We start from the raw sequence: 23,487 nt of genomic DNA, 5'->3' as shown, positions 1-23,487 counted from the left end.
TCGGCATCGGCCTGATTATGCCGGTGCTGCCGGGCCTCCTGCGCGATCTGGTTCACTCGAACGACGTCACCGCCCACTATGGCATTCTGCTGGCGCTGTATGCGTTGATGCAATTTGCCTGCGCACCTGTGCTGGGCGCGCTGTCGGATCGTTTCGGGCGGCGGCCGGTCTTGCTCGTCTCGCTGGCCGGCGCTGCTGTCGACTACGCCATCATGGCGACGGCGCCTTTCCTTTGGGTTCTCTATATCGGGCGGATCGTGGCCGGCATCACCGGGGCGACTGGGGCGGTAGCCGGCGCTTATATTGCCGATATCACTGATGGCGATGAGCGCGCGCGGCACTTCGGCTTCATGAGCGCCTGTTTCGGGTTCGGGATGGTCGCGGGACCTGTGCTCGGTGGGCTGATGGGCGGTTTCTCCCCCCACGCTCCGTTCTTCGCCGCGGCAGCCTTGAACGGCCTCAATTTCCTGACGGGCTGTTTCCTTTTGCCGGAGTCGCACAAAGGCGAACGCCGGCCGTTACGCCGGGAGGCTCTCAACCCGCTCGCTTCGTTCCGGTGGGCCCGGGGCATGACCGTCGTCGCCGCCCTGATGGCGGTCTTCTTCATCATGCAACTTGTCGGACAGGTGCCGGCCGCGCTTTGGGTCATTTTCGGCGAGGATCGCTTTCACTGGGACGCGACCACGATCGGCATTTCGCTTGCCGCATTTGGCATTCTGCATTCACTCGCCCAGGCAATGATCACCGGCCCTGTAGCCGCCCGGCTCGGCGAAAGGCGGGCACTCATGCTCGGAATGATTGCCGACGGCACAGGCTACATCCTGCTTGCCTTCGCGACACGGGGATGGATGGCGTTCCCGATCATGGTCCTGCTTGCTTCGGGTGGCATCGGAATGCCGGCGCTGCAAGCAATGTTGTCCAGGCAGGTGGATGAGGAACGTCAGGGGCAGCTGCAAGGCTCACTGGCGGCGCTCACCAGCCTGACCTCGATCGTCGGACCCCTCCTCTTCACGGCGATCTATGCGGCTTCTATAACAACGTGGAACGGGTGGGCATGGATTGCAGGCGCTGCCCTCTACTTGCTCTGCCTGCCGGCGCTGCGTCGCGGGCTTTGGAGAAATTCTTCAAATTCCCGTTGCACATAGCCCGGCAATTCCTTTCCCTGCTCTGCCATAAGCGCAGCGAATGCCGGGTAATACTCGTCAACGATCTGATAGAGAAGGGTTTGCTCGGGTCGGTGGCTCTGGTAACGACCAGTATCCCGATCCCGGCTGGCCGTCCTGGCCGCCACATGAGGCATGTTCCGCGTCCTTGCAATACTGTGTTTACATACAGTCTATCGCTTAGCGGAAAGTTCTTTTACCCTCAGCCGAAATGCCTGCCGTTGCTAGACATTGCCAGCCAGTGCCCGTCACTCCGCGGTCTTCACTGCGTGATCGAGTTGATCGACACCCGCCGTGACACGCTCCATGAAGTGCCTGCCTGCGTCTGTTAGCCGAACGCCCCGCGCATGGCGCTCAAATAGCAGGACACCAAGGTTATCCTCCAGCGCTTTCACACGCGCGCTGACGCTCGACTGGCTGATACCAAGTGCCTTGGCCGCATGCCGAAAATTCAGATGCTCGGCGACGGCGATGAACTGAACAAGGGAAATGAGCGGTATCCTGCCAGACAGGATACCGACATTCACGAGGTTTCGATGGTTAGTGCGCCGCATCGGAGCGGGCCTGCTACCAGTCGTCGGTTAGACGACTGGCGACTTCTCGGTGGCAGCCCCACGGAGCCGAAGGAGCACCAGCCCCAACGAAACCAGTACCGCCATCGCCGTGGCGTAACAGATCACGGGCCACGCTGTGTCACCGTTTAAAAGTGCCACCGCCAATGTCCCGACAATGCTGACTATCAGGCTTTGAACGCAGAAGTAGAACGCGACCGCTGATCCCGCGATGTCGTCGAACTCTGCCAAAGCGCCGTTCGCGGTAACGGACACCGTGAAGACAATACCGACCGCGACAACCCACATCGGTAGGATGAAGGTGAGGAATGACGGCGAGCCGTAAAGTTCGCCGATCCCCAACAGGACCGCTCCGCAAACAAGCAACGCCATCCCACGCGCCACGCATCCTGCGATGCCCCATCTGGCGACAAAGGACTTCGCGAAACGGGTTGTCACGATCATTACAAGCGCGACAGTGGCGAAGGCAAAGCTGAATCCGATCTCGGAATATTCCGCTTGGCCTATGAGCACACGGGTAGCCGTCGAGAAGAAGACGAAGTAGGTGCCCATACCGGCGCTAAAGCCGACAGTGTAAACCCAAAAAGCCGGACTCGCGAAGATCGGCAAGACAGATCGGCGCGTCTTGACTTGATCCAGAGGGCGGGTTTCGTGCCACCTGAAACCCGCATTTAGGAGTGCGAGCATCGCCAGTATAGCCAAAGTAATGAATATCGCCTGCCATCCCAAGAACTCGCCGATCAATGCTCCGGCGATAGGGCCGAGCGCAGGCACGAACGCCAGCATCGAACTGAAAAGGCCGTAGATGACGACACCCTCAGGACGGTTGGCATAAACGTCGCGAACCGTCGCGAACGTCGCCACCAGCATGGCCGACGCGCCCACTGCTTGAAGTAGACGGAAAGCGACAAAGGCCGGTGCAGTTGAAGACCAAGCTGCTCCCAGAGACGCAATGACGAAAGCCGTTGCGCCCGCAAGTAGAATTGGCCGTCGCCCGATTCTGTCTGAGAGCGGACCAAAAATCACCTGGCCCACGCCGAGCATCACCATATAGAGGCTCAACGTGAGTTGGATCATAGCGGGCGTCGTGTTCAGGATGCCGGGCATCGCTGGAACGACAGGGAGATAAATATCCATCGCCAGTGAAGCGAGGATGTCGAAAGGAGCCATCAGCAGCAGTGCTGCCGGCAGCGTATAGGCCCACGCGGGGCGTGTGGTGGTCATGACGAATCAACCCTCGATTAAGGAATACCGGGCGACGTCTGCTCGTCAGCAATCAGATGAGACTAGCCTTACAGAGCGCCGCAACAACAATACTGGTTGTTGCGGCTTACTTGTCTGCTGACTTGGAATTTCCCATCTGATTACTCCACGCTTACGAATATGAATTGCTACATTTTATCCGATTATCTTTTGCTTCGCAATGCGGCATGGGCGCACTCAGCGTTCCAGCCCCCTCTGCCGCCCTAACTGCCACGACACCGACCCGCCCTGCACGATGCCCATAACCTCGCGGCCGAGTTGGCGGTCGATGATCGGCCGCCACGGGACAAGGGTGAACTCATGGGATTTCTCGACCACGGCGAACTTGCCGCTCGATAGATGCACGGTTCCGGTAAACTTGCCGCTGACGCTCTCGCCGTCCGTGGCGGCGCGGAACGGCAGGCCCTTACTCAAAGCCATATCCGATCCGACGCCGGCTACCTCGCGCTCCCGCAGGATGGCGAGAAGGTTGCGCCGGTAGAAGACGCGGCTGTCCCGGCTGCGGGTGGCGTCGCCCTGTTCGATATGGTGCTCGCGGCGCTGGTCCATGGCTTCGCGGACTTGTTGCCCGAAGCCGGTTGGCGCAAGGTCGGCCGTCTCGCCGTGGATCAGCCGCCGGTCCAGCCAGGTCGCGCCGTCCGATCCGATCTGTTTGTTCAGATCGACCGGGGAAAGGACGCGAACGCTGGCCTGACTGTCTCGGCCGGCGTCATGGGCGGCGGCACGGCTGACCAGATCATCGGGGATGCGCCATTGGTCGGCGTCGATCCGCTCGACGATACCGGCCCGGCGTAGCGCCTCCAGCCGGCGCACATGGGCATCGACATAGCCCTCATAGTCGCCGCCTGGAACGCGGCACGTATAGGAAGAATAAACGCCCTTTTCACCCAAGTCCAACAGCTTTGGACCGCAGTTGACTCTTTCGACACCCCTGCGATGCAACCCAATCCGGCTGACGGGGAGCCAGCAACGCTGAAAATTTACCCTCCTCTTTCCCACTAGCGGCTCCTTTTCCGACAACCAGCACGGCGGATCCCTGCCGCGGCGCTGTGAACGCAGCATTTTGATTGGTATCGTTGGCCTTCAGGCTCGTCAGTCAAACAGACCCAGGAGCAGCTCAGCCGGTGGCGCCCGGCTTTCGGGTAACGCCCTGGTCCCGCTGGTTTCGGCTTTGTGCTTCAGGTGATCAAGGATCTGCTTGATCACTATAGGGTCTTCAATGCAGGCGATGACTTTCATGGCGCCGCCGCAGCCGCTGCAGGTCTCGATGTCGATATTGAAAACACGCTTGAGCCGTTGCGCCCATGTCATCGACGCTCGCCGTTGTGCTGGTGTTGCCGGTTCATCAGCCACCCTGACCTTGTTGCCCCTGCCCCGTTTTGCCGGCGTGACCAACGCCCGGTGCCGACTGTTGGGTGCGAACACCCCGTGGAAGCGGGTTAGGTTGACTCTGGGCTTCGGTACCAGGGCGGCCAGCCTTGCAATGAAATCCAATGGTTCGAAAATGACGTGCGTGGTGCCGTCCCGGTACGGCGTCTTGAGCTGGTAGCGCACGTTGCCGCCTCGTGTTAACGACAGCCGCTTCTCGGATACCGCCGGGCGGCTGATGTACCGGCACAGCCGTTCGAGCTTCTTGCGTTCATCGGCCCTGGCCGCCACGCCGGCGTGCAGGCTGGACCCGGCTACCTTGCCAATCCCGTCACCGAACGGATCACCACTGGTCGGCAGAGTTTGCAAAGTGAACACCTTTCGCCCCGCCTGTGAACCGACAGCGATACGGTAAGTGATCGAGTGCCCCAGCAGGGGTGTCATCGGGTCGTCATCCACCGCATCCGAGGCCAGATAGCTGTTTTCGACATCCCGTTCCAGCAGGCCTTGCCGTTCCAGATAGCGACCCACCCGGTGGGCGATGGTGTGCGTCAGCTGGGTGAGCTCTGGGCTGGTCGGCGCCTTGACCCAGCGGAAACGCGCTGAGCCGTGGGATTGCTCGACATACACACCGTCGAGAAACAGCATGTGGAAGTGAACATTCAGATTGAGCGCCGATCCAAAACGCTGGATCAGGGTGACCGCGCCCGTCTTGGCCACTTGGTGGGTATGGCCCGCTTTCTTGACCAGGTGCGTGGCAATGACGCGGTAAACGATGCCCAGCACCCACCCCATGATCTCGGGCCGGCTGGCAAACAGGAAACGCAGCTGAAACGGGAAGCTCAACACCCACTGACGCATGGGTTGTTCAGGCAGTACTTCATCAACCAGCAAGGCGGCACTTTCGGCCATCCGCCGCGCCCCACAGCTCGGGCAGAAACCGCGACGCTTACAGCTGAAAGCGACCAGGTGCTCGGCGTGGCAAGACTCGCAGCGAACCCGTAGAAAGCCATGCTCCAGCCGCCCGCATTGGAGAAATTCTTCAAATTCCCGTTGCACATAGCCCGGCAATTCCTTTCCCTGCTCTGCCATAAGCGCAGCGAATGCCGGGTAATACTCGTCAACGATCTGATAGAGAAGGGTTTGCTCGGGTCGGTGGCTCTGGTAACGACCAGTATCCCGATCCCGGCTGGCCGTCCTGGCCGCCACATGAGGCATGTTCCGCGTCCTTGCAATACTGTGTTTACATACAGTCTATCGCTTAGCGGAAAGTTCTTTTACCCTCAGCCGAAATGCCTGCCGTTGCTAGACATTGCCAGCCAGTGCCCGTCACTCCCACTCGATTGTAAACAAGCACACAAAACCCTTTAGTGACAACAATTTGCAAGAACTATCAGGCTCAGTGCCATGAAAAATACCATGACCAGATCATGAGGTTGAACACGGCTTGCGCCGGCAGCGTTCACGCTCCTGGTCGGCGATCTCGCCCGGCTGCAATGCTAGCTCAGCATCGGTCATGCGCTCCAGCACGTCGCGTAGGCGGATGGTGCAAGGAATGGGCGGCAGCTCGAACTCATAGCCGCCGGCGATCATTTCGGCCGCAATCTCCTCGGTGATGAAAAACGGCTCGTCGTCTTGGTTCGGCTTCTTCATGCCCTTTCCTCCTGGCGCTCATCCTGGCCGACAGCGGCCAGGGCATCGGCTTCCGTCAATGCGTCCTCCACGAACGCGCCGTGCTGCTTCGCTTCGGCCTGGCTGACCTCGGCCCATATCCGTTTCACCTGGGCCGCACTGTACCCGGCCAGCTCGGCGGTCTTGTTGATGCTGTAGCCGGACTTGCGCAGCGCGACAACTTGGGCGCGGCGCTTCGGATCAGCACGGCGGCCCTTGTACCGCCCGGCCTGGCGGGCCAACTCAATGCCTTGGCGCTGGCGTTCGCGCCTGTCCTCGTAGTCGTCGCGGGCCATCTGCAAGGCCAGGCGAAAAAGCATGATCTGCACGGCTTCCAGCACGATCTTGGCGACGCCCTGGGCCTCGGCCGCCAGGTCGGATAGATCGACCACGCCAGGGACGGCCAGGCGTGCGCCTTTGGCCTGTATCGAGGCCACCAGGCGCTCGGCCTCGGGCAAAGGTAGGCGGCTGATGCGGTCGATCTTCTCGGCAATGACCACCTCGCCGGGCTGTAGGTCGCCGATCATGCGCAGCAGCTCAGGCCGGTCGGCGCGTGCGCCGGATGCCTTCTCACGGTAGATGCCGGCGACGTAGTAGCCGGCGGCCTTCGCGGCCGTAGTGATCGCCTCTTGGCGTTCCAAGTCCTGCGCGTCGGTGCTGACGCGCAGATAGACCCGCGCCACCATCGGCGCGGCTACTGGCTTCGTCCTGCGCATACTTGCGGGCTCCTTTGGGCATACGCAAAGTGTCCGGTCATGCTACCCCCGGCCAAAAAGGCCGTCATGCGATTTATCTTGGCCGGGTCGTTATTGGCGGGTCTAAATGGCCGCTCCGTGGATCTCATCGCCAGAAATGGCGATGCGAGATCCAGGGCAGGGCGGCCGCCATCGTCAGACCTGGCGATGGTCGACGCCGGCGCGCATCGTCGGATGTGGCGATGCGAGCTCGAGGTCGGTGGCCACCGCCGGCGACCTGGTGCCATCGTCGGCAATGGCGATGCTGCAGCTCGACGTGCGCGGCCTGGTCGTCTCGGCATCGTCGGATGCGGCGATGCTCGAGCGAGGCGAAAAAAAACCGCCTCGGGGTGTCCGAGGCGGCAAGTCTGCATGCGGTTCAGGGAGGAAGAAACCGCGCCGGCGATCAGGGAGGAAAACCGCGCGGCCTGATGTGCAGCTCGGCCACTTTAGCCGGATTTTTCGACTTATCCGATGCGAGCGGCCCGCCGTGGGCGCTGCTCGATCTGCTGTTGCTTTTTCTCGACGTGCTTCTGCTCCTGGTGCTGCTGCTCGTCGCGCGGCACTGTTGCAAAGTTAGCGATGAGGCAGCCTTTTGTCTTATTCAAAGGCCTTACATTTCAAAAACTCTGCTTACCAGGCGCATTTCGCCCAGGGGATCACCATAATAAAATGCTGAGGCCTGGCCTTTGCGTAGTGCACGCATCACCTCAATACCTTTGATGGTGGCGTAAGCCGTCTTCATGGATTTAAATCCCAGCGTGGCGCCGATTATCCGTTTCAGTTTGCCATGATCGCATTCAATCACGTTGTTCCGGTACTTAATCTGTCGGTGTTCAACGTCAGACGGGCACCGGCCTTCGCGTTTGAGCAGAGCAAGCGCGCGACCATAGGCGGGCGCTTTATCCGTGTTGATGAATCGCGGGATCTGCCACTTCTTCACGTTGTTGAGGATTTTACCCAGAAACCGGTATGCAGCTTTGCTGTTACGACGGGAGGAGAGATAAAAATCGACAGTGCGGCCCCGGCTGTCGACGGCCCGGTACAGATACGCCCAGCGGCCATTGACCTTCACGTAGGTTTCATCCATGTGCCACGGGCAAAGATCGGAAGGGTTACGCCAGTACCAGCGCAGCCGTTTTTCCATTTCAGGCGCATAACGCTGAACCCAGCGGTAAATCGTGGAGTGATCGACATTCACTCCGCGTTCAGCCAGCATCTCCTGCAGCTCACGGTAACTGATGCCGTATTTGCAGTACCAGCGTACGGCCCACAGAATGATGTCACGCTGAAAATGCCGGCCTTTGAATGGGTTCATGTGCAGCTCCATCAGCAAAAGGGGATGATAAGTTTATCACCACCGACTATTTGCAACAGTGCCCTGCCGGTCAATACCCGCAGGTGTAATCACCACCTTGCGCCAGCTTTCAGGGACAAACTCAAGCGGCGCTGTCGCCGGAACTTTACGTGACTGCTTCCGGTACATATCCTGGATCACAACCAGCGCATCAGCCAGAGGTTGCGCTGCCGGGGTGGCGACTAACTGTAAAGCAGACAACATGCGCGGGGCATATTTCCGTAATGTGCTGTATTTCTCAGTAATAATATGCAGCGGATCAAAATTATTTTTTCTGGCGAGATGGCGCGTTTCTTCCAGACTGGCGACAAATTCAGGCCATGGCAGTATGTTTTCTATTGCGAGCCATGGATCGCCACCGGAATCACGAGCTTCAAACAGTGCCTGGCCGATATCTATGTACTGCCTCAGTTTTGACTGGATCAGCTTTCCGGTCTGCTGAAGGCGCTCAGCCTGTGTTCTTTTGGCTTTGCTGAACAGGCTGTTCAGCATGCGTTCATGCAGCTCAATCACTTCATCTGTCAGTGTGGCTCTGGCTTCTTCCAGCACGCACACCAGGATCGCATGACGCCGGGCTGCTGAAAATCGGGTCAAATCCCGGCTGCTCATCTTTCGGCCTTCCCGCGCCAGTTTCAGCAACCGGTTCTGGTGAATGGTACGATCTATACCTTCAGGTAATGCCAGCAATTCAATGCTACTGAGCCGATCAAGGTGTTGCAGCACGTTCTTACCATTGATTTTACCCGGCGGTTGCAGAAGCCACGTCAGTCTGGAAGACTTATTATCTGAGGACTCAAGTAAACGATCCAGGGCATCCCTGTGAGCCGGAGTTAACGGGGCATTCAGGGTCTGAAATACGATTTCATCGCCGCCAGCCATGGCCTCCGCACAGGTACGCTCCACGACATCAATCGCGGGGATTATCACGTTGTTCTTCCGGAGCCAGACCAGCAGTTCTTCGGCCAGAAGAATACCTTTATCGGTGCGCGTCGCCATCGGCAGCAGGTGTGTAATACAGTCCTGCTGTATTTTGCCGGTGAACGATTTTACGCCAAGGTAGCGGTACAGTTCGGTTAAATGTTCGCGTCGCGTGGTTTCCCTGCCGGAAAGGTAAGCAGGCCAGAGATCCCCGGTAAGTTTTAGCCTGCTGGCGATATGCTTCAGCAGCATATCAGAGGGTGGGATTTTTTTATCCGGTGCAAAGCCGACATTTTTCAGATAGCAAAGAAGGACAGCAAAACCAAAACGGCTGGCGGGTTTACGGTGAGCACTGATAAGCGCCAGATCATGTTCACTGAAATAGGCCATTCGTGTCAGCGTTAACTCATCGTCCGGTAATGCCAGTAATGATTCTCTTTCCGACAGAGAAAGAATCTGCCTCCTTGCCATATAGTTTCCTTCATAAATTATTCTGTGCGGTATTTTTAACAAAAATGCTTATCGCATAAGGGTACACCCTGACGCTATAACTAAAACGTGACGGCACATCATGAATGAAATAACCTATATGCGATAGATTAAATGCAATAACCTAAATGCGATAACACGGTGAAAAAATGTTCATCAGAGCTTATTTAAGGGCATCGACGGAAGATCAGTTCGCCGATCGGGCAAAAGAGATGCTGGAGCAGTTCGTTCAGGAACGAGGCTATAAAATAGCCAGTTACTACCGGGAGAACATCAGCGGAACAAAACTTGACCGCCCAGAACTGGGACGCTTACTGATGGACAGTCACCACAGTGATATTTTGCTGGTCGAGCAGATAGACCGCCTGACCCGTCTGAGTAACAGCGACTGGATGACGCTGAAAAAGCAGATAGAACAACATGAGCTGCGGATTGTCAGCCTGGATGTCCCCACGTCATGGCAGGCGCTGTCTGATAAAGACCCTTCACAGACTGACCCAATCACCTGCGCAGTGATAACAGCTATCAATAATATGCTTATCGACCTGATGGCTGCGATGTCGCATAAGGACTGGCTGAGCCGCCGCCAGCGGCAAAAACAGGGAATTGAACGGGCCCATATACTGGGGAAATATCGAGGCAAACAGGCTGATCAGGAACGACATCAGAAAGTTCTGTACTACCGGGAGGTCAAGAAACTGAGCATCCGTGAAACGGCAGAAGCAACAGGCTACAGCACTTCACAGGTTTGCCGAATCCAGGCATATCATCGAGATAAGTTAGATTTTAAATCAATAAGTAATAAATAATGCAAGTTCCATTCAATAACACATGATAATAAATTTACATTTATTTACATAAATTCACTTTGTGCATACATTTTGGTCATGTAATAGTGAAACAGCACTTTATGTTAAAATTTATAAGAGGGATTTTTATGTCAAATATCAGAGAATTGAGTTTTGATGAAATTGCATTAGTCAGTGGTGGCAACGCAAACAGTAATTATGAAGGAGGCGGAAGTCGTAGTCGTAACACCGGAGCCCGTAACTCACTGGGACGAAATGCACCGACACACATTTACAGTGACCCGAGCACAGTTAAATGTGCTAATGCTGTCTTTAGTGGAATGGTTGGTGGTGCCATTAAAGGTGGTCCTGTAGGAATGACCAGAGGAACTATTGGTGGGGCAGTTATCGGCCAGTGTCTCTCCGGTGGAGGAAATGGTAACGGAGGCGGAAACAGAGCTGGTTCCAGTAATTGTTCAGGAAGTAACGTCGGTGGTACCTGTAGTCGATAAGTAAGTATCAACGGAGGATACTGCAGTGTTTATTAAATTATTGTCTTTTATATTAAGTTTATTACTGGGTTTTGCGCTATTAAGTGGTTCCTCCATTATTGATTTGTCATGGTTTTCGTTGCCTGAGGAATTTTCAAAAATAGTAATTACATTGATCACCTTGTTTTCCACTGCTAAATTTACAGATATAGTTTTAGCAAAAATAATAACCTTCATAAAGTGATGTTTTGTAATGGATGAACGTTCGAGCCAGTTTAGATATAGTAAATACAGCGCTATTATTTTTCTTGCAGTGGTTATTATATCAACTATTGTAACATTATCGCCAACCTTTACACTGCGTTATGTTGGACTGGATATTGCATTTTTCATTGTGTTCATTACAGAGATTCTAATTTCAACTCTTGTTTACTTATTTTACCTAAAGGAATTTCCTGAGTGTAGAATAAAAATAAGAACAGACTCAGCTACAGTTAAATTTTCAGCCCTGTCATTCCTTATAATTATTCTGATACAGTTAGCTGTTTACTGCTACAGAGACTATTTATATCATTACGAACCATCACAGATAAACTGGATAACAGTTTTAGTGATGACACTGGTCGTACCCTACTATGAGGAGATCGTATACAGAGCCTGTGCCTTTGGATTTCTGCGTTCAATTTTCAAGGAAAACATTATCATTCCCTGTGTGATAACATCTTTGTTTTTCTCTCTGATGCACTTTCAGTATTATAATGTTCTGGATCAATCAGTCCTTTTTGTTGTATCTATGCTGTTATTAGGGGTCAGAATTAAAAGCAGATCCCTTTTTTATCCTATGTTAATACATTCAGGCATGAATACCTTTGTTATATTATTAAATATTCAAAATATTTTATAACCATGAGTATATTCAGGGAGGAAGCATTAGAACATAACAGTGATACAGAGTACGGAGATATTGTCTTACCCGCGTCATTTGGCATGTCAGTATGCGCCGTTGCTACATTACTTATATTTCTGAGCGTCTCATTATTCGTTTATTATGGTAGTTATACCCGCAAGGCTCATCTTACAGGTATAGTGATGCCTTCATCAGGACTGGTGAAAATCACACCGCAATATGCCGGATACGTCACCCGACAGACTGTTTCAGAAGGTCAGCACGTAGCTGCCGGTGAGCCTGTTTACCATATCAGCGGCGAGCATTACAACGGGCAGGGCACAGGTACACTGGCAGCCATGAGCATGTCCCTGAAGACTCAGTATGCCATGCTGTCTTCCCAGCAGACTCTGGAATTGCGTGACAACAGTCAGCAGCAGCAGGCCATACTACAGCGAATTGCCTCCCTGAAACCACAGATTAAAAGTGCAGAGCTGCGCCTGTCGCTTGCCGGGCATCAGGCCACGCTGGCCGTGTCCGTCATGGAGCGCTATAAAAAACTGGCTGGAACGCATTACGTATCAGATATCGAATACCAGCAGAAGCAAATTGACGTTTCTACGTCACTGCAAAACGTTGAGGATCAGCGTCAGGGGCTTCTGCAACTACACACTGCAATGGAGGCTGCTGAAGAAGATCTTAACCATCTCATCGTTCAGGGGGAAAGCCGTAAAGCTGAGCTGGACAGGCAGTTGCAGGGGATCAGGCAACAGCAGGACGAACTGGCCGGACAGGAGAACTTTACGCTGACGTCACCGGTATCCGGAACCGTTGCTGCCGTGCTGATCAGACAGGGACAGTCTGTCAGAGCATCTGAACCGGTCATGACTCTGGTTCCCGACAATGCTCGTCTGCAGATAGAACTCTATGCCACCAGTCAGAATGCCGGTTTTATTCAGCCGGGGCAGCGTGTTGCACTTCGGTTCGCCGCATTCCCCTATCAGAAGTTTGGCGTTCAGTACGGGACTATCCGAGAGATAAGCCGTACAACGCTGACCCCTTCGGATTTACTCTCCGTATCCCCTGTGACCTGGAAAGAGAATGAAGGGCACTACCGCGTCATCGTCGAACCTGAGAATACCTTCATTCTGGCTTATGGAAAACAGGAACCCCTGCGCCCCGGCATGACCCTTGAGGGGGATGTCAGCCTGGATACCCGCCATTTGTGGGAGTGGCTGACCGAGCCACTCTGGAGCCTGAAAGGAAAACTGTAATGGATACCCTTAAATGGACCGGGAGAAAACAGCTCCCCCTCATCCGGCAGACAGAGTCTGCGGAATGTGGTCTGGCATGTCTGGTCATGATGGCCTGCTGGCATGGTCTGCAGACAGATTTACCCACCCTGCGCGAACGTTTCAGTATCAGCACACAGGGGATGACCCTGCAGAGGCTGATAGAGTGTGCAGCCGGTATCCGGTTGTCCTCCCGGGCCGTCCGGCTGGAGCCGGAAGACCTGAAATCCCTTTCTCTCCCGTGCATTCTCCACTGGAACATGAACCATTTCGTCGTGCTTTATAAAGTTCGCGGGAGCAGGCTGGTTATCCACGACCCGGACAAAGGGAAGATAACGCTCTCCCTGCAGGATGCAGGAAAACATTTCACCGGTGTCGCGCTGGAGTTGACGCCGGCCAGTGATTTTACCGCCCGGGATGAAAGAAAAAAAATTCGCCTGCGCCAACTGACAGGCAGGACACCCGGGCTGCTGGCCGCGATGTCGCGCATCATCATTTTTGCCCTGGCGCTGGAAATCCTGACGCTGAGTAGTCCACTTCTCAACCAGCTGGTAATTGATGAAGTGCTGGTTGCCGCCGATCGAAGTCTCCTGACCGTTATAATCATTGCCCTGCTGCTGCTGTCAATGACCCAGATGCTGCTGTCGCTGGCACGCCAGTGGGCCAGTATAACTCTGTCCGTCAATTTTAACATGCAGTGGACAGCCCGGGTTTTCCATCATCTGGTGCGTCTCCCGCTGGGCTGGTTTGATGCGCGCAGTAAGGGAAGTATCAATGCCCGTTTTGAGGCCGTGGATACCATCCAGGAGGCGCTGACCACGCAGGTACTGGAAGGTATTCTGGACGTGTTGCTCGTGATAACTGCGCTCTGTATGATGCTGCTGTACAGTCCGGAAATGACGCTGATAGCCGTACTGGCAGCCATTATCTACGGTGTGCTGAGGGCGTTGTGGTATCCGTCCCTTCGACAGTCGGCAGAAGATGCCTGGGACGCAGGTGCCAGGGAGTCCGGGCATTTTCTTGAAACCCTCAACGGTATTCTGAGCCTGAGAATTAACGGCGTGACAGCGCACCGTGAGGCCGCCTGGCTGAACCTCAACATTGTTCGCAGGAATACGCAGCTGCGACAGAGCCGTCAGCTGATGTGCTATGACATTGCACACACCCTGACCGGCAGCGTGGTATCAGCGATTATTTTGTGGAAAGGTGCCGGGGAAGTACTGAACGGTACCTTCACCGTCGGCATGCTGGTTGCTTATTTGTCCTACCAGATGCGTTTTTCATCCAGTATCAGCAGCCTGACCGATAAGTATTTTTCCTGGCGTATGCTTGATATCTACAACGAACGCCTGGCTGACATTGTGCTGACCCCGACAGAAGACTATCAGCAACAACCCGCTCAGGAAGACAATGATACTTCTGTCTTCCCGTCCGTATTCCGGGGGGATGTGGCCGACGGTGCCCGTGTTCCTTTATCCCTTGAGCATATAACCTTCAGCCACAAGGGAGGGAATAAACCGATACTCCGCGGGGTGTCGCTGACACTCCATCCTGGCGAGGTGATGGCCATTACCGGTCAATCCGGATGCGGGAAATCGACACTGGTGAAGCTTATCCTGGGGATCCACATCCCGGATGAGGGAACAATCAGGGCATTTGGCATACCGCATACCCACCCGGATTATTTTCAGGTACGTCAGCGAATCGGTACCGTACTGCAGGATGACCATCTTTTCAGGGGCTCCATTGCAGATAACATCATTTTTTTCAGTGGAGACCGCAATCATGAACGAATGATCCAGTGCGCCAGACTGGCACTTATCGACAGCGATATCATGTCTATGCCGATGGGGTATCAGACGCTGATTGGTGAAACCGGTGGAGGGCTTTCCGGAGGGCAAAAACAACGCATTCTGCTGGCCAGGGCTTTGTACAAGAAACCGGGATTTTTATTACTGGATGAAGCGACCAGCCATCTTGATGTTGAAAGTGAAATTCAGATAAGCCAGACACTACGTCAGCTGGGGCTTCCTGTCCTGCTGATAGCCCATCGCCCGGAAACCATAGCCTCTGCAGACCGGGTTCTGTATCTGGCAGACGGCTGCTTTACGGAGCTGAGGCACAAGCGCACCATTGATGATGGGCTGAACAAAAATTAACCTTAACGTACAATAATTTTCGATATCCAAACTGACCCCCAGAAGACGCTCCAGCGTGGCCAACGTGCGTTACCTAACAATAAACCTGTTTAAATATCCAGATAAAAACATTCAATCTGGGTCAAATGAGTGATACAGTTTCACCCATAAGACCCAATGGAGGCAATATGTCTGAATTTGAATTACTGGCGCAGGATCTGCTTGAGAAAGCAGAAGCGGAAGAACAACTGCGACAGGAAAATGATAAAAAGCTGCTCGGGCAGGTGCTGGAAATCTATGACCAGAAGTACGTGGCTGAACTGCTTAGAAAAGTTGGTAAAAATGAGTGGAGTCGCGAGACTCTTAATCGCTGGATTAATGGTAAGTGCTCACCTAAGACGCTGACGTTAGCCGAAGAGGAACTTCTACGAAAAATGCTTCCGGAAGCGCCTGCACATCACCCTGACTATGCCTTCCGGTTTATTGACCTGTTTGCTGGGATTGGAGGTATACGGAAGGGCTTCGAAACCATCGGTGGCCAGTGCGTTTTTACCAGTGAATGGAATAAAGAGGCTGTGCGCACATATAAAGCTAACTGGTTTAACGATGCTCAGGAACACACTTTCAATCTCGATATTCGTGAAGTCACGCTCAGTGATAAACCTGAAGTACCTGAAAACGATGCCTATGCTTACATTAATGAGCATGTGCCGGATCATGATGTACTTCTAGCAGGTTTCCCCTGTCAACCGTTTAGCCTTGCGGGCGTAAGCAAGAAAAACTCGCTCGGGCGCGCGCATGGTTTCGAATGTGAGGCTCAGGGAACGCTTTTCTTCGATGTGGCGCGTATTATCCGCGCAAAAAAACCTGCCATCTTTGTTCTTGAAAACGTTAAAAACCTGAAGAGCCATGACAAGGGTAAAACCTTTAAAGTCATCATGGATACCCTCGACGAACTGGGCTATGAAGTTGCGGATGCAGCTGAGATGGGCAAAAACGATCCTAAAGTTATCGACGGAAAGCACTTTTTACCTCAGCACCGAGAACGTATCGTTTTGGTCGGTTTCCGCCGTGATCTGAACATTCACCAGGGCTTTACCCTGCGCGATATTAGTCGTTTTTATCCGGAACAGCGTCCGTCATTTGGCGAACTGCTGGAACCCGTGGTTGACAGCAAATATATACTGACGCCGAAACTCTGGGAGTATCTCTATAACTACGCCAAAAAGCACGCAGCTAAGGGTAACGGATTCGGTTTTGGCCTCGTTAATCCTGAAAATAAAGAAAGCATTGCCCGTACGCTTTCTGCTCGCTATCACAAAGACGGGTCTGAAATTCTGATAGACCGTGGCTGGGATATGGCCACAGGTGAAACAGACTTCGCGAACGAAGAAAATCAGGCGCATCGGCCCCGCAGGCTGACTCCGCGAGAGTGCGCGCGCCTTATGGGTTTTGAAAAAGTAGATGGCAGGCCTTTTCGCATTCCTGTGTCAGACACTCAGTCGTACAGGCAGTTCGGTAACTCCGTAGTGGTGCCCGTGTTTGAAGCCGTAGCCAAACTGCTTGAACCTTATATCCTGAAAGCGGTTAATGCCGATTCGTGCAAGGTTGAACGAATCTGATCGCTCCTCCCGGTATTTATGCCGGGAGATAATCTATGGAATATCTGCGTAAAGCCCTGTCAGCTCAGCAATAAACGCACCTAGCGTCATTAGCTCAGCTCTCACCGCCTCCGGGTATTTTTTGTGCAGAGATGATGGCACGACCAATCTGACACCCGACTCCCGCATCTCCCGATATTGAGCCAGAGAAACTCCCTCCTGGAGTGTAAACAGATGCACCTGATGAATTTTATCGGCCTCATTCAGTATCTGACGCCAGCGATCCTTACAGGTAGTCTTGACTGCCAGCATGCGCAGATTTTCTACGGGAAACTCAGTATCGTGGTAAGCCCCTGCGGAAGGGAAAAGGAAATCGGGTTTTTTATTACCTTCTGTGATGGCCTGCGTCGCAAAGTGTCGCAGGCCGTGCTCAATGAATAGATGCTCCAGGTGCAGTTCCAGCGACTTCCCGGCTCTGGATTTACGGCGATTGCTGACAGAATTGGCCAGCGCAATAAATTCATCCACAGAGCCAAATCCTTTCCGGATGATATCCAGAACATGCAGTTCCTCAACCAATAGAAATATGTCGTACTCCACGCGCCGGCGGTCAAGAAGTTGCTCATCCGGATCAAGGGAATTTTTCACATAATGGCTGGCTGCATACTGAATAATTTCACTTCCCGACGGAAAGCGCAGGTGCCAGTCTTCAGGTAGAATATATTTATGATTTACTGGCGCTTGCTGTAGAGATAGTCCGCCTAGAATCTGTCCTGCGGGGCCGGATATAAGCGCTCCGGGTATAACTTCACCAATAGCGGTCTCAATGACGTCCTCTTCATCAGTGCTGGCGCATACCCAAATATTTACTTCCTTACAGTCCCCCCCTTGCTCATCAAGCTTGAAAGCCAGGAGCGTCAGAGCCCCTGTATTTTCAGGATCCTGAAGTGGGCTGCCTCTACCCCAGCGGGTAATCCTTTTTTCATTCCGGGTTTTACCAAAATGACGGCTGTTATAATAAATTGCCCTGGCTTCGCTGTCAGGGCAATCATGCGATGACACATGTGCGGTGAGAAAAACCGAAGGGTTCAGTTCACGGGTATGGTTGATAGACGGAAAGAGTTTTTCAACGATACCTGAAGGGATATAAAGCCCTACCTGGTGACCACCTGTTGCGCCGGTATCGTTGGCGGAAAGGCGTTTGATGTAGACGAAGTAATTCTCACATGCGATCTCAAGTAGCCAGTTGTGGAAAACCGACATAAGCATCCCCTGTTACCCTGAAACTCTACTCACCATTTTTTCATGATTATATACAAACAGTGTCATTTTCAGAAGACGACTGCACCAGTTGATTGGGCGTAATGGCTGTTGTGCAGCCAGCTCCTGACAGTTCAATATCAGAAGTGATCTGCACCAATCTCGACTATGCTCAATACTCGTGTGCACCAAAGCGAGGTGAGCATGGCGACGGAGGCTCTGTTGCAAAGATTGGCGGCAGTCAGAGGTAGGCTGTCGCTCTGCGCCGATCAGGCGGCTGCTGCGAAATGGTGGTTGAGCATGCCCATGGCCTCCGTCAGCGCCGAGGGCCCAATGCCAAAAGCTCTCTCCACAAGGCGCACCTCGCCCCTGATGCCGGGCTGCAGGCACCAGGGGCGAGCCTGTCCTTTGCGCAGGGCTCGCATGACTTCGAATCCCTTGATCGTGGCATAGGCCGTGGGGATCGATTTGAAACCGCGCACCGGCTTGATCAGTATCTTGAGCTTTCCGTGATCGGCCTCGATCACGTTATTGAGATACTTCACCTGCCGGTGGGCCGTCTCCCGGTCCAGCTTTCCTTCGCGCTTCAATTCGGTGATCGCTGCACCATAGCTCGGCGCTTTGTCGGTATTGAGCGTGGCAGGCTTTTCCCAGTGCTTCAGGCCTCGCAGGGCCTTGCCCAGGAACCGCTTCGCTGCCTTGGCGCTGCGGGTCGGCGACAGGTAGAAATCGATCGTGTCGCCCCGCTTGTCGACTGCCCGGTACAGGTAGGTCCACTTGCCCCGCACCTTGACGTAGGTTTCATCCAGGCGCCAGCTCGGATCAAAGCCACGCCGCCAGAACCAGCGCAGCCGCTTCTCCATCTCCGGGGCGTAGCACTGGACCCAGCGATAGATCGTCGTATGGTCGACCGAAATGCCGCGTTCCGCCAGCATTTCCTCAAGGTCGCGATAGCTGATCGGATAGCGACAATACCAGCGCACCGCCCACAGGATCACATCACCCTGGAAATGGCGCCACTTGAAATCCGTCATCGTTCCGTCCGTCCAATCTCCGCCAAGCATGCTCAAGCTTCACGATTTTTGCAACAGAGCCCACACGAGTATTGAGCATAGTCGAGATTGGTGCAGATCACTTCTGATATTGAACTGTCAGGAGCTGGCTGCACAACAGCCATTACGCCCAATCAACTGGTGCAGTCGTCTTCTGAAAATGACATTTGGTATCTCTCATAAACGGATGTTTTTGAGAGAACTATCTTCGGCCTTCACACGCACGAAAGGCGGCGAAGCTCCGCCGTTAATCCGTCCGCCGGAGATCTCGCCCAGGCAGGCTGAAGGCCGAGCAAGCCTGACAGGCCCGAAAAGCCCGGCACGGGCGTCGGCGGCGATGACGGCGGCGGCATTATCCAGGGTTGATGATGGAAGTGGAGGATATCGACAACCTCTCGCGCAACCAAGACATCGCGGTCGGACTGCAAGTGATCTTGAAGCCACGGGCCCGTCCCACCCCGACATGGACCTCGATGCCCGAACGGACGTTAGATTTCGAGTTCTAGGCGTTCTGCGATGAAGGTTGGATCCCAGCCGGGATTGAAAGTGTCGACGTGGGTGAATCCGAGCCGCTCGTATAGGCCACGCAGGTTCGGGTGGCAGTCGAGCCGCAGCTTGGCGCACCCCTGCGTTCGCGCGGCATGGCGGCAAGCCTCGATCAGCGCGGAGCTGACACCCCGGCCCGCATGTGTCCGTCGCACCGCGAGCTTGTGCAGATATGCGGCCTCCCCCTTGAGGGCGTCGGGCCAGAACTCGGGATCCTCGGCCGACAAGGTGCAACAGCCGACGATGCCGTCGCTGCAACTCGCGACTAGGAGCTCGGATCTCAGGACGAAGGTCTCCGCGAATGTCCGGTCGATCCGCGCGACGTCCCAGGCGGGCGTTCCCTTGGCGGACATCCACGCCGCAGCGTCGTGCATCAGCCGCACAACCTCGTCGATATCACCCGAGCAGGCGACCCGAACGTTCGGAGGCTCCTCGCTGTCCATTCGCTCCCCTGGCGCGGTATGAACCGCCGCCTCATAGTGCAGTTTGATCCTGACGAGCCCAGCATGTCTGCGCCCACCTTCGCGGAACCTGACCAGGGTCCGCTAGCGGGCGGCCGGAAGGTGAATGCTAGGCATGATCTAACCCTCGGTCTCTGGCGTCGCGACTGCGAAATTTCGCGAGGGTTTCCGAGAAGGTGATTGCGCTTCGCAGATCTCCAGGCGCGTGGGTGCGGACGTAGTCAGCGCCATTGCCGATCGCGTGAAGTTCCGCCGCAAGGCTCGCTGGACCCAGATCCTTTACAGGAAGGCCAACGGTGGCGCCCAAGAAGGATTTCCGCGACACCGAGACCAATAGCGGAAGCCCCAACGCCGACTTCAGCTTTTGAAGGTTCGACAGCACGTGCAGCGATGTTTCCGGTGCGGGGCTCAAGAAAAATCCCATCCCCGGATCGAGGATGAGCCGGTCGGCAGCGACCCCGCTCCGTCGCAAGGCGGAAACCCGCGCCTCGAAGAACCGCACAATCTCGTCGAGCGCGTCTTCGGGTCGAAGGTGACCGGTGCGGGTGGCGATGCCATCCCGCTGCGCTGAGTGCATAACCACCAGCCTGCAGTCCGCCTCAGCAATATCGGGATAGAGCGCAGGGTCAGGAAATCCTTGGATATCGTTCAGGTAGCCCACGCCGCGCTTGAGCGCATAGCGCTGGGTTTCCGGTTGGAAGCTGTCGATTGAAACACGGTGCATCTGATCGGACAGGGCGTCTAAGAGCGGCGCAATACGTCTGATCTCATCGGCCGGCGATACAGGCCTCGCGTCCGGATGGCTGGCGGCCGGTCCGACATCCACGACGTCTGATCCGACTCGCAGCATTTCGATCGCCGCGGTGACAGCGCCGGCGGGGTCTAGCCGCCGGCTCTCATCGAAGAAGGAGTCCTCGGTGAGATTCAGAATGCCGAACACCGTCACCATGGCGTCGGCCTCCGCAGCGACTTCCACGATGGGGATCGGGCGAGCAAAAAGGCAGCAATTATGAGCCCCATACCTACAAAGCCCCACGCATCAAGCTTTTGCCCATGAAGCAACCAGGCAATGGCTGTAATTATGACGACGCCGAGTCCCGACCAGACTGCATAAGCAACACCGACAGGGATGGATTTCAGAACCAGAGAAAGAAAATAAAATGCGATGCCATAACCGATTATGACAACGGCGGAAGGGGCAAGCTTAGTAAAGCCCTCGCTAGATTTTAATGCGGATGTTGCGATTACTTCGCCAACTATTGCGATAACAAGAAAAAGCCAGCCTTTCATGATATATCTCCCAATTTGTGTAGGGCTTATTATGCACGGCTTACAGCAGGCAAAATTTAACCAGAAAAAAGCCGCTGAATTACTGGGGCTGACTTACCATCAGCTTCGCGCTTTGCTGAAAAAACACCAGATTTAACGCACATTTGCAGATGTCATATTGGCGGATTTGACGCATAACCCCATCAGGGTTTACCATGACGCCATTACTGTATAAAAAAACAGGTACAAATATGGCTCTGGCACTCGTTGGCGAAAAAATTGACAGAAACCGTTTCACCGGTGAGAAAATTGAAAATAGTACATTTTTTAACTGTGATTTTTCAGGTGCCGACCTGAGCGGCACTGAATTTATCGGCTGTCAGTTCTATGATCGTGAAAGCCAGAAAGGGTGCAATTTTAGTCGTGCGATGCTGAAAGATGCCATTTTTAAAAGCTGTGATTTATCCATGGCGGATTTTCGCAATGCCAGTGCGCTGGGCATTGAAATTCGCCACTGCCGCGCACAAGGCGCAGATTTCCGCGGCGCAAGCTTTATGAATATGATCACCACGCGCACCTGGTTTTGTAGCGCATATATCACGAATACCAATCTAAGCTACGCCAATTTTTCGAAAGTCGTGTTGGAAAAGTGTGAGCTGTGGGAAAACCGTTGGATGGGTGCCCAGGTACTGGGCGCGACGTTCAGTGGTTCAGATCTCTCCGGCGGCGAGTTTTCGACTTTCGACTGGCGAGCAGCGAACTTCACACATTGCGATCTGACCAATTCGGAGTTGGGTGACTTAGATATTCGGGGCGTTGATTTACAAGGCGTTAAGCTGGACAACTACCAGGCGTCGTTGCTCATGGAGCGGCTTGGCATCGCGGTGATTGGTTAGCATTCACGGAGCGGTAAGTACCGCTCCCGCCCTTATACAATAGTGTCCGCCCTTGCCTTAAAAGTCACTTTCGACGCACAGAGCGTAAACGTTAGAGGGTTCCGGTCCCCCCATCAGAACACCAGACCTGACCAGACGTATAGCTGTTCTCCCGAGCGGCCAGGGTGACATAAAGCGGCGCGATTTCCACCGGTTGACCAGGGCGTCCCAGCGGCGCATTTGCCCCAAATTTCTCCACCTTTTCCTGCGGTTGACCACCACAGCACTGCAGTACAGTCCAGTATGGACCCGGCGCGACGGCATTGACACGGATCCCTTTCGGGGCCAGCTGTTTCGCCAGCGATTTAGTAAATGCCACGATAGCTGCTTTAGTCTGAGCATAATCAAGCAAGATTTCACTTGGCTCATAAGCCTGTACGGAGGAGGTATTAATTATCACGCTGTCTGGTGAAAGATGGGGTATGGCCGCTTTGGTGATCCAAAACATAGCGTAAACATTGGTTTTGAATGTTGCGTCGAAGTCTTCTGTGGTGAGTTCCTCAATTGACTCACAAAATTGCTGACGACCCGCATTATTGACGAGGATATCCAACCCTCCCAGTCCTTTTACCGCCTGTGTTACCAGATGACCGCAAAAAGCCTCATCACGGATATCGCCGGGGATGGCCAAAACATTTCTGCCTGCTTTTTTTATCAGATCGACCACTTCACGCGCATCGTCTTCTTCTTCAGGTAAATAGTTAATCGCAACATCAGCGCCTTCACGAGCATAGGCAATAGCAACAGCACGACCAATCCCTGAATCCCCACCGGTAATTAATACCTTGCGCCCATTCAGGCGACCGCTTCCCTGATAGCTGTCTTCTCCATGATCGGGGCGCGGTTGCATTTTCCCCGCCAGCCCGGGAAAGGGCTGCTGCTGCTGTTGAAAAGGCGGCGCCGGAAAACGCGCAGAATTGGTTTTATTGATGGTCTTTTTTTCCTTGTTTAAGCCAGCCATTCAATTACCTCTCATTATTTATCACAAAGACTAATAATCGTAGACCAAAATGAATGGTATGACCTATATTATCCAGCTACACTTAATTTTCTCGGAATATTACCCTCCCTACTTTCCTCTACCGTTGCGCTTATATCCCCACCAACGTTAGATTTAATTTAAAAAATATTATTTGAGACTTATCCAGTTCGCAGTGTTAATAAATAGCAACCACACTTAACATCTCAATCTGGGGTATAGGAAGTATAAACCACCTTTTTGCTCCTCATCCG

At 54.0% G+C, this 23,487-nt stretch carries 23 protein-coding genes and 3 pseudogenes; 9 read left to right on the top strand and 17 right to left on the bottom strand.

Features of this window, described 5'->3' with window-relative positions:
- Window positions 1–1,145 (top strand): tetracycline efflux MFS transporter Tet(A) (gene tet(A) / locus AC534G_RS26740; protein WP_496594626.1); only part of this gene is annotated, 1,145 nt, incomplete at its 5' end.
- On the opposite strand, the pseudogene AC534G_RS26735 reads toward tet(A), so the two are convergent.
- From AC534G_RS26735 to AC534G_RS26690, 10 genes and pseudogenes are all read right to left on the bottom strand, one after another.
- Window positions 1,091–1,300, bottom strand: a pseudogene (locus AC534G_RS26735) (IS91 family transposase); the annotation flags it as partial. The gene tet(A) and the pseudogene AC534G_RS26735 sit on opposite strands and share 55 nt — an antisense overlap.
- Window positions 1,301–1,411: 111 nt before the next feature.
- Complete coding sequence (locus AC534G_RS26730) at window positions 1,412–1,717, bottom strand: LysR family transcriptional regulator (RefSeq protein ID WP_001255015.1); 306 nt, start codon at window positions 1,715–1,717, stop codon at window positions 1,412–1,414.
- Window positions 1,718–1,744: 27 nt separating this feature from the next.
- Window positions 1,745–2,959 (bottom strand): chloramphenicol/florfenicol efflux MFS transporter FloR, encoded by a 1,215-nt coding sequence (gene floR / locus AC534G_RS26725; protein WP_000214121.1) that lies wholly within the window; start codon window positions 2,957–2,959, stop codon window positions 1,745–1,747.
- 216 nt (window positions 2,960–3,175) lie between these two features.
- The gene (locus AC534G_RS26720) at window positions 3,176–4,060 is read right to left on the bottom strand and encodes a DUF3363 domain-containing protein (protein ID WP_001447541.1); all 885 of its coding nucleotides are present in this window, start codon (window positions 4,058–4,060) and stop codon (window positions 3,176–3,178) included.
- A 30-nt stretch (window positions 4,061–4,090) separates the two neighbouring features.
- Complete coding sequence (locus AC534G_RS26715) at window positions 4,091–5,584, bottom strand: IS91-like element ISCR2 family transposase (RefSeq protein ID WP_001120888.1); 1,494 nt, start codon at window positions 5,582–5,584, stop codon at window positions 4,091–4,093.
- A 210-nt stretch (window positions 5,585–5,794) separates the two neighbouring features.
- A complete protein-coding gene (locus tag AC534G_RS26710) occupies window positions 5,795–6,019 on the bottom strand; it encodes a hypothetical protein (RefSeq protein ID WP_000743213.1) in 225 nt (74 codons plus the stop codon).
- Window positions 6,016–6,753: a recombinase family protein gene (locus AC534G_RS26705; protein ID WP_001366550.1), complete on the bottom strand. Its 738-nt coding sequence runs from the start codon at window positions 6,751–6,753 to the stop codon at window positions 6,016–6,018. Before AC534G_RS26705 ends, AC534G_RS26710 begins: the two co-directional genes overlap by 4 nt.
- Window positions 6,754–7,238: 485 nt before the next feature.
- A complete protein-coding gene (locus AC534G_RS26700) occupies window positions 7,239–7,379 on the bottom strand; it encodes a hypothetical protein (RefSeq protein ID WP_001044210.1) in 141 nt (46 codons plus the stop codon).
- 5 nt (window positions 7,380–7,384) lie between these two features.
- Window positions 7,385–8,089, bottom strand: coding sequence for an IS6-like element IS26 family transposase (locus AC534G_RS26695; protein ID WP_001067855.1), 705 nt, complete (start codon window positions 8,087–8,089; stop codon window positions 7,385–7,387).
- Between the two features lie 63 nt (window positions 8,090–8,152).
- A pseudogene (locus tag AC534G_RS26690) lies at window positions 8,153–9,517 on the bottom strand (DUF4158 domain-containing protein); the annotation flags it as partial.
- A gap of 167 nt (window positions 9,518–9,684) precedes the next feature.
- Here AC534G_RS26690 and AC534G_RS26685 point away from each other — a divergent pair.
- The 5 genes from AC534G_RS26685 to AC534G_RS26665 all read left to right on the top strand — a co-directional run bounded on the left by AC534G_RS26685 (window position 9,685) and on the right by AC534G_RS26665 (window position 16,752).
- Window positions 9,685–10,344 (top strand): recombinase family protein, encoded by a 660-nt coding sequence (locus tag AC534G_RS26685; RefSeq protein ID WP_001567320.1) that lies wholly within the window; start codon window positions 9,685–9,687, stop codon window positions 10,342–10,344.
- 723 nt (window positions 10,345–11,067) lie between these two features.
- Window positions 11,068–11,718, top strand: coding sequence for a CPBP family intramembrane glutamic endopeptidase (locus tag AC534G_RS26680; protein WP_001567322.1), 651 nt, complete (start codon window positions 11,068–11,070; stop codon window positions 11,716–11,718).
- Window positions 11,719–11,720: 2 nt separating this feature from the next.
- Window positions 11,721–12,974, top strand: a complete 1,254-nt coding sequence (locus AC534G_RS26675; protein ID WP_001567323.1) for an HlyD family secretion protein — start codon at window positions 11,721–11,723, stop codon at window positions 12,972–12,974.
- Entirely contained in the window at window positions 12,974–15,151 is a 2,178-nt protein-coding gene (locus AC534G_RS26670; protein WP_086504903.1) for a peptidase domain-containing ABC transporter, read from the top strand. Before AC534G_RS26675 ends, AC534G_RS26670 begins: the two co-directional genes overlap by 1 nt.
- Window positions 15,152–15,318: 167 nt before the next feature.
- Window positions 15,319–16,752 carry a DNA cytosine methyltransferase gene (locus AC534G_RS26665; protein WP_001288432.1) on the top strand — a complete coding sequence of 478 codons (1,434 nt, stop codon included), beginning with the start codon at window positions 15,319–15,321 and terminating at the stop codon, window positions 16,750–16,752.
- Window positions 16,753–16,785: 33 nt separating this feature from the next.
- On the opposite strand, the gene AC534G_RS26660 is transcribed toward AC534G_RS26665, so the two are convergent.
- The 3 genes from AC534G_RS26660 to AC534G_RS26650 form a co-directional block, all read right to left on the bottom strand.
- Window positions 16,786–17,994, bottom strand: a complete 1,209-nt coding sequence (locus tag AC534G_RS26660; protein ID WP_001749969.1) for a type II restriction endonuclease — start codon at window positions 17,992–17,994, stop codon at window positions 16,786–16,788.
- 46 nt (window positions 17,995–18,040) lie between these two features.
- Window positions 18,041–18,151, bottom strand: coding sequence for an NTP-binding protein (locus AC534G_RS26655; RefSeq protein ID WP_072071622.1), 111 nt, complete (start codon window positions 18,149–18,151; stop codon window positions 18,041–18,043).
- 109 nt (window positions 18,152–18,260) lie between these two features.
- Window positions 18,261–19,025, bottom strand: coding sequence for an IS6-like element IS6100 family transposase (locus tag AC534G_RS26650; protein WP_001389365.1), 765 nt, complete (start codon window positions 19,023–19,025; stop codon window positions 18,261–18,263).
- Between the two features lie 87 nt (window positions 19,026–19,112).
- On the opposite strand from AC534G_RS26650, the gene AC534G_RS26645 reads away from it, so the two are divergent.
- Window positions 19,113–19,226 (top strand): hypothetical protein, encoded by a 114-nt coding sequence (locus AC534G_RS26645; RefSeq protein WP_001297012.1) that lies wholly within the window; start codon window positions 19,113–19,115, stop codon window positions 19,224–19,226.
- A gap of 305 nt (window positions 19,227–19,531) precedes the next feature.
- Here AC534G_RS26645 and AC534G_RS26640 read toward each other — a convergent pair whose 3' ends face one another.
- The 3 genes from AC534G_RS26640 to AC534G_RS26630 form a co-directional block, all read right to left on the bottom strand.
- Window positions 19,532–20,032, bottom strand: a complete 501-nt coding sequence (locus AC534G_RS26640; RefSeq protein WP_000376623.1) for a GNAT family N-acetyltransferase — start codon at window positions 20,030–20,032, stop codon at window positions 19,532–19,534.
- Between the two features lie 127 nt (window positions 20,033–20,159).
- Entirely contained in the window at window positions 20,160–20,999 is an 840-nt protein-coding gene (sul1, locus tag AC534G_RS26635) for a sulfonamide-resistant dihydropteroate synthase Sul1 (protein WP_000259031.1), read from the bottom strand.
- Window positions 20,993–21,340: a quaternary ammonium compound efflux SMR transporter QacE delta 1 gene (locus AC534G_RS26630; protein WP_000679427.1), complete on the bottom strand. Its 348-nt coding sequence runs from the start codon at window positions 21,338–21,340 to the stop codon at window positions 20,993–20,995. The genes sul1 and AC534G_RS26630 overlap by 7 nt, the downstream gene beginning before the upstream one ends.
- A gap of 25 nt (window positions 21,341–21,365) precedes the next feature.
- On the opposite strand from AC534G_RS26630, the pseudogene AC534G_RS26625 reads away from it, so the two are divergent.
- Together AC534G_RS26625 and AC534G_RS26620 are read left to right on the top strand one after the other, a co-directional pair.
- Window positions 21,366–21,476: pseudogene (locus AC534G_RS26625) on the top strand (helix-turn-helix domain-containing protein); the annotation flags it as partial.
- A 94-nt stretch (window positions 21,477–21,570) separates the two neighbouring features.
- A complete protein-coding gene (locus AC534G_RS26620) occupies window positions 21,571–22,215 on the top strand; it encodes a quinolone resistance pentapeptide repeat protein QnrB6 (RefSeq protein WP_001749994.1) in 645 nt (214 codons plus the stop codon).
- Window positions 22,216–22,306: 91 nt separating this feature from the next.
- Here the strand turns inward: AC534G_RS26620 and AC534G_RS26615 are convergent, their stop codons facing one another.
- Window positions 22,307–23,215, bottom strand: coding sequence for an SDR family oxidoreductase (locus AC534G_RS26615; RefSeq protein ID WP_001749993.1), 909 nt, complete (start codon window positions 23,213–23,215; stop codon window positions 22,307–22,309).
- Between the last annotated feature and the right edge of the window lie 272 nt (window positions 23,216–23,487).

This window comes from Citrobacter sp. CRE-46 (assembly GCF_059615875.1).
The sequence above is the reverse complement of the archived record's forward strand: the minus strand, read 5'-3'. Positions and strand labels throughout refer to the sequence as shown.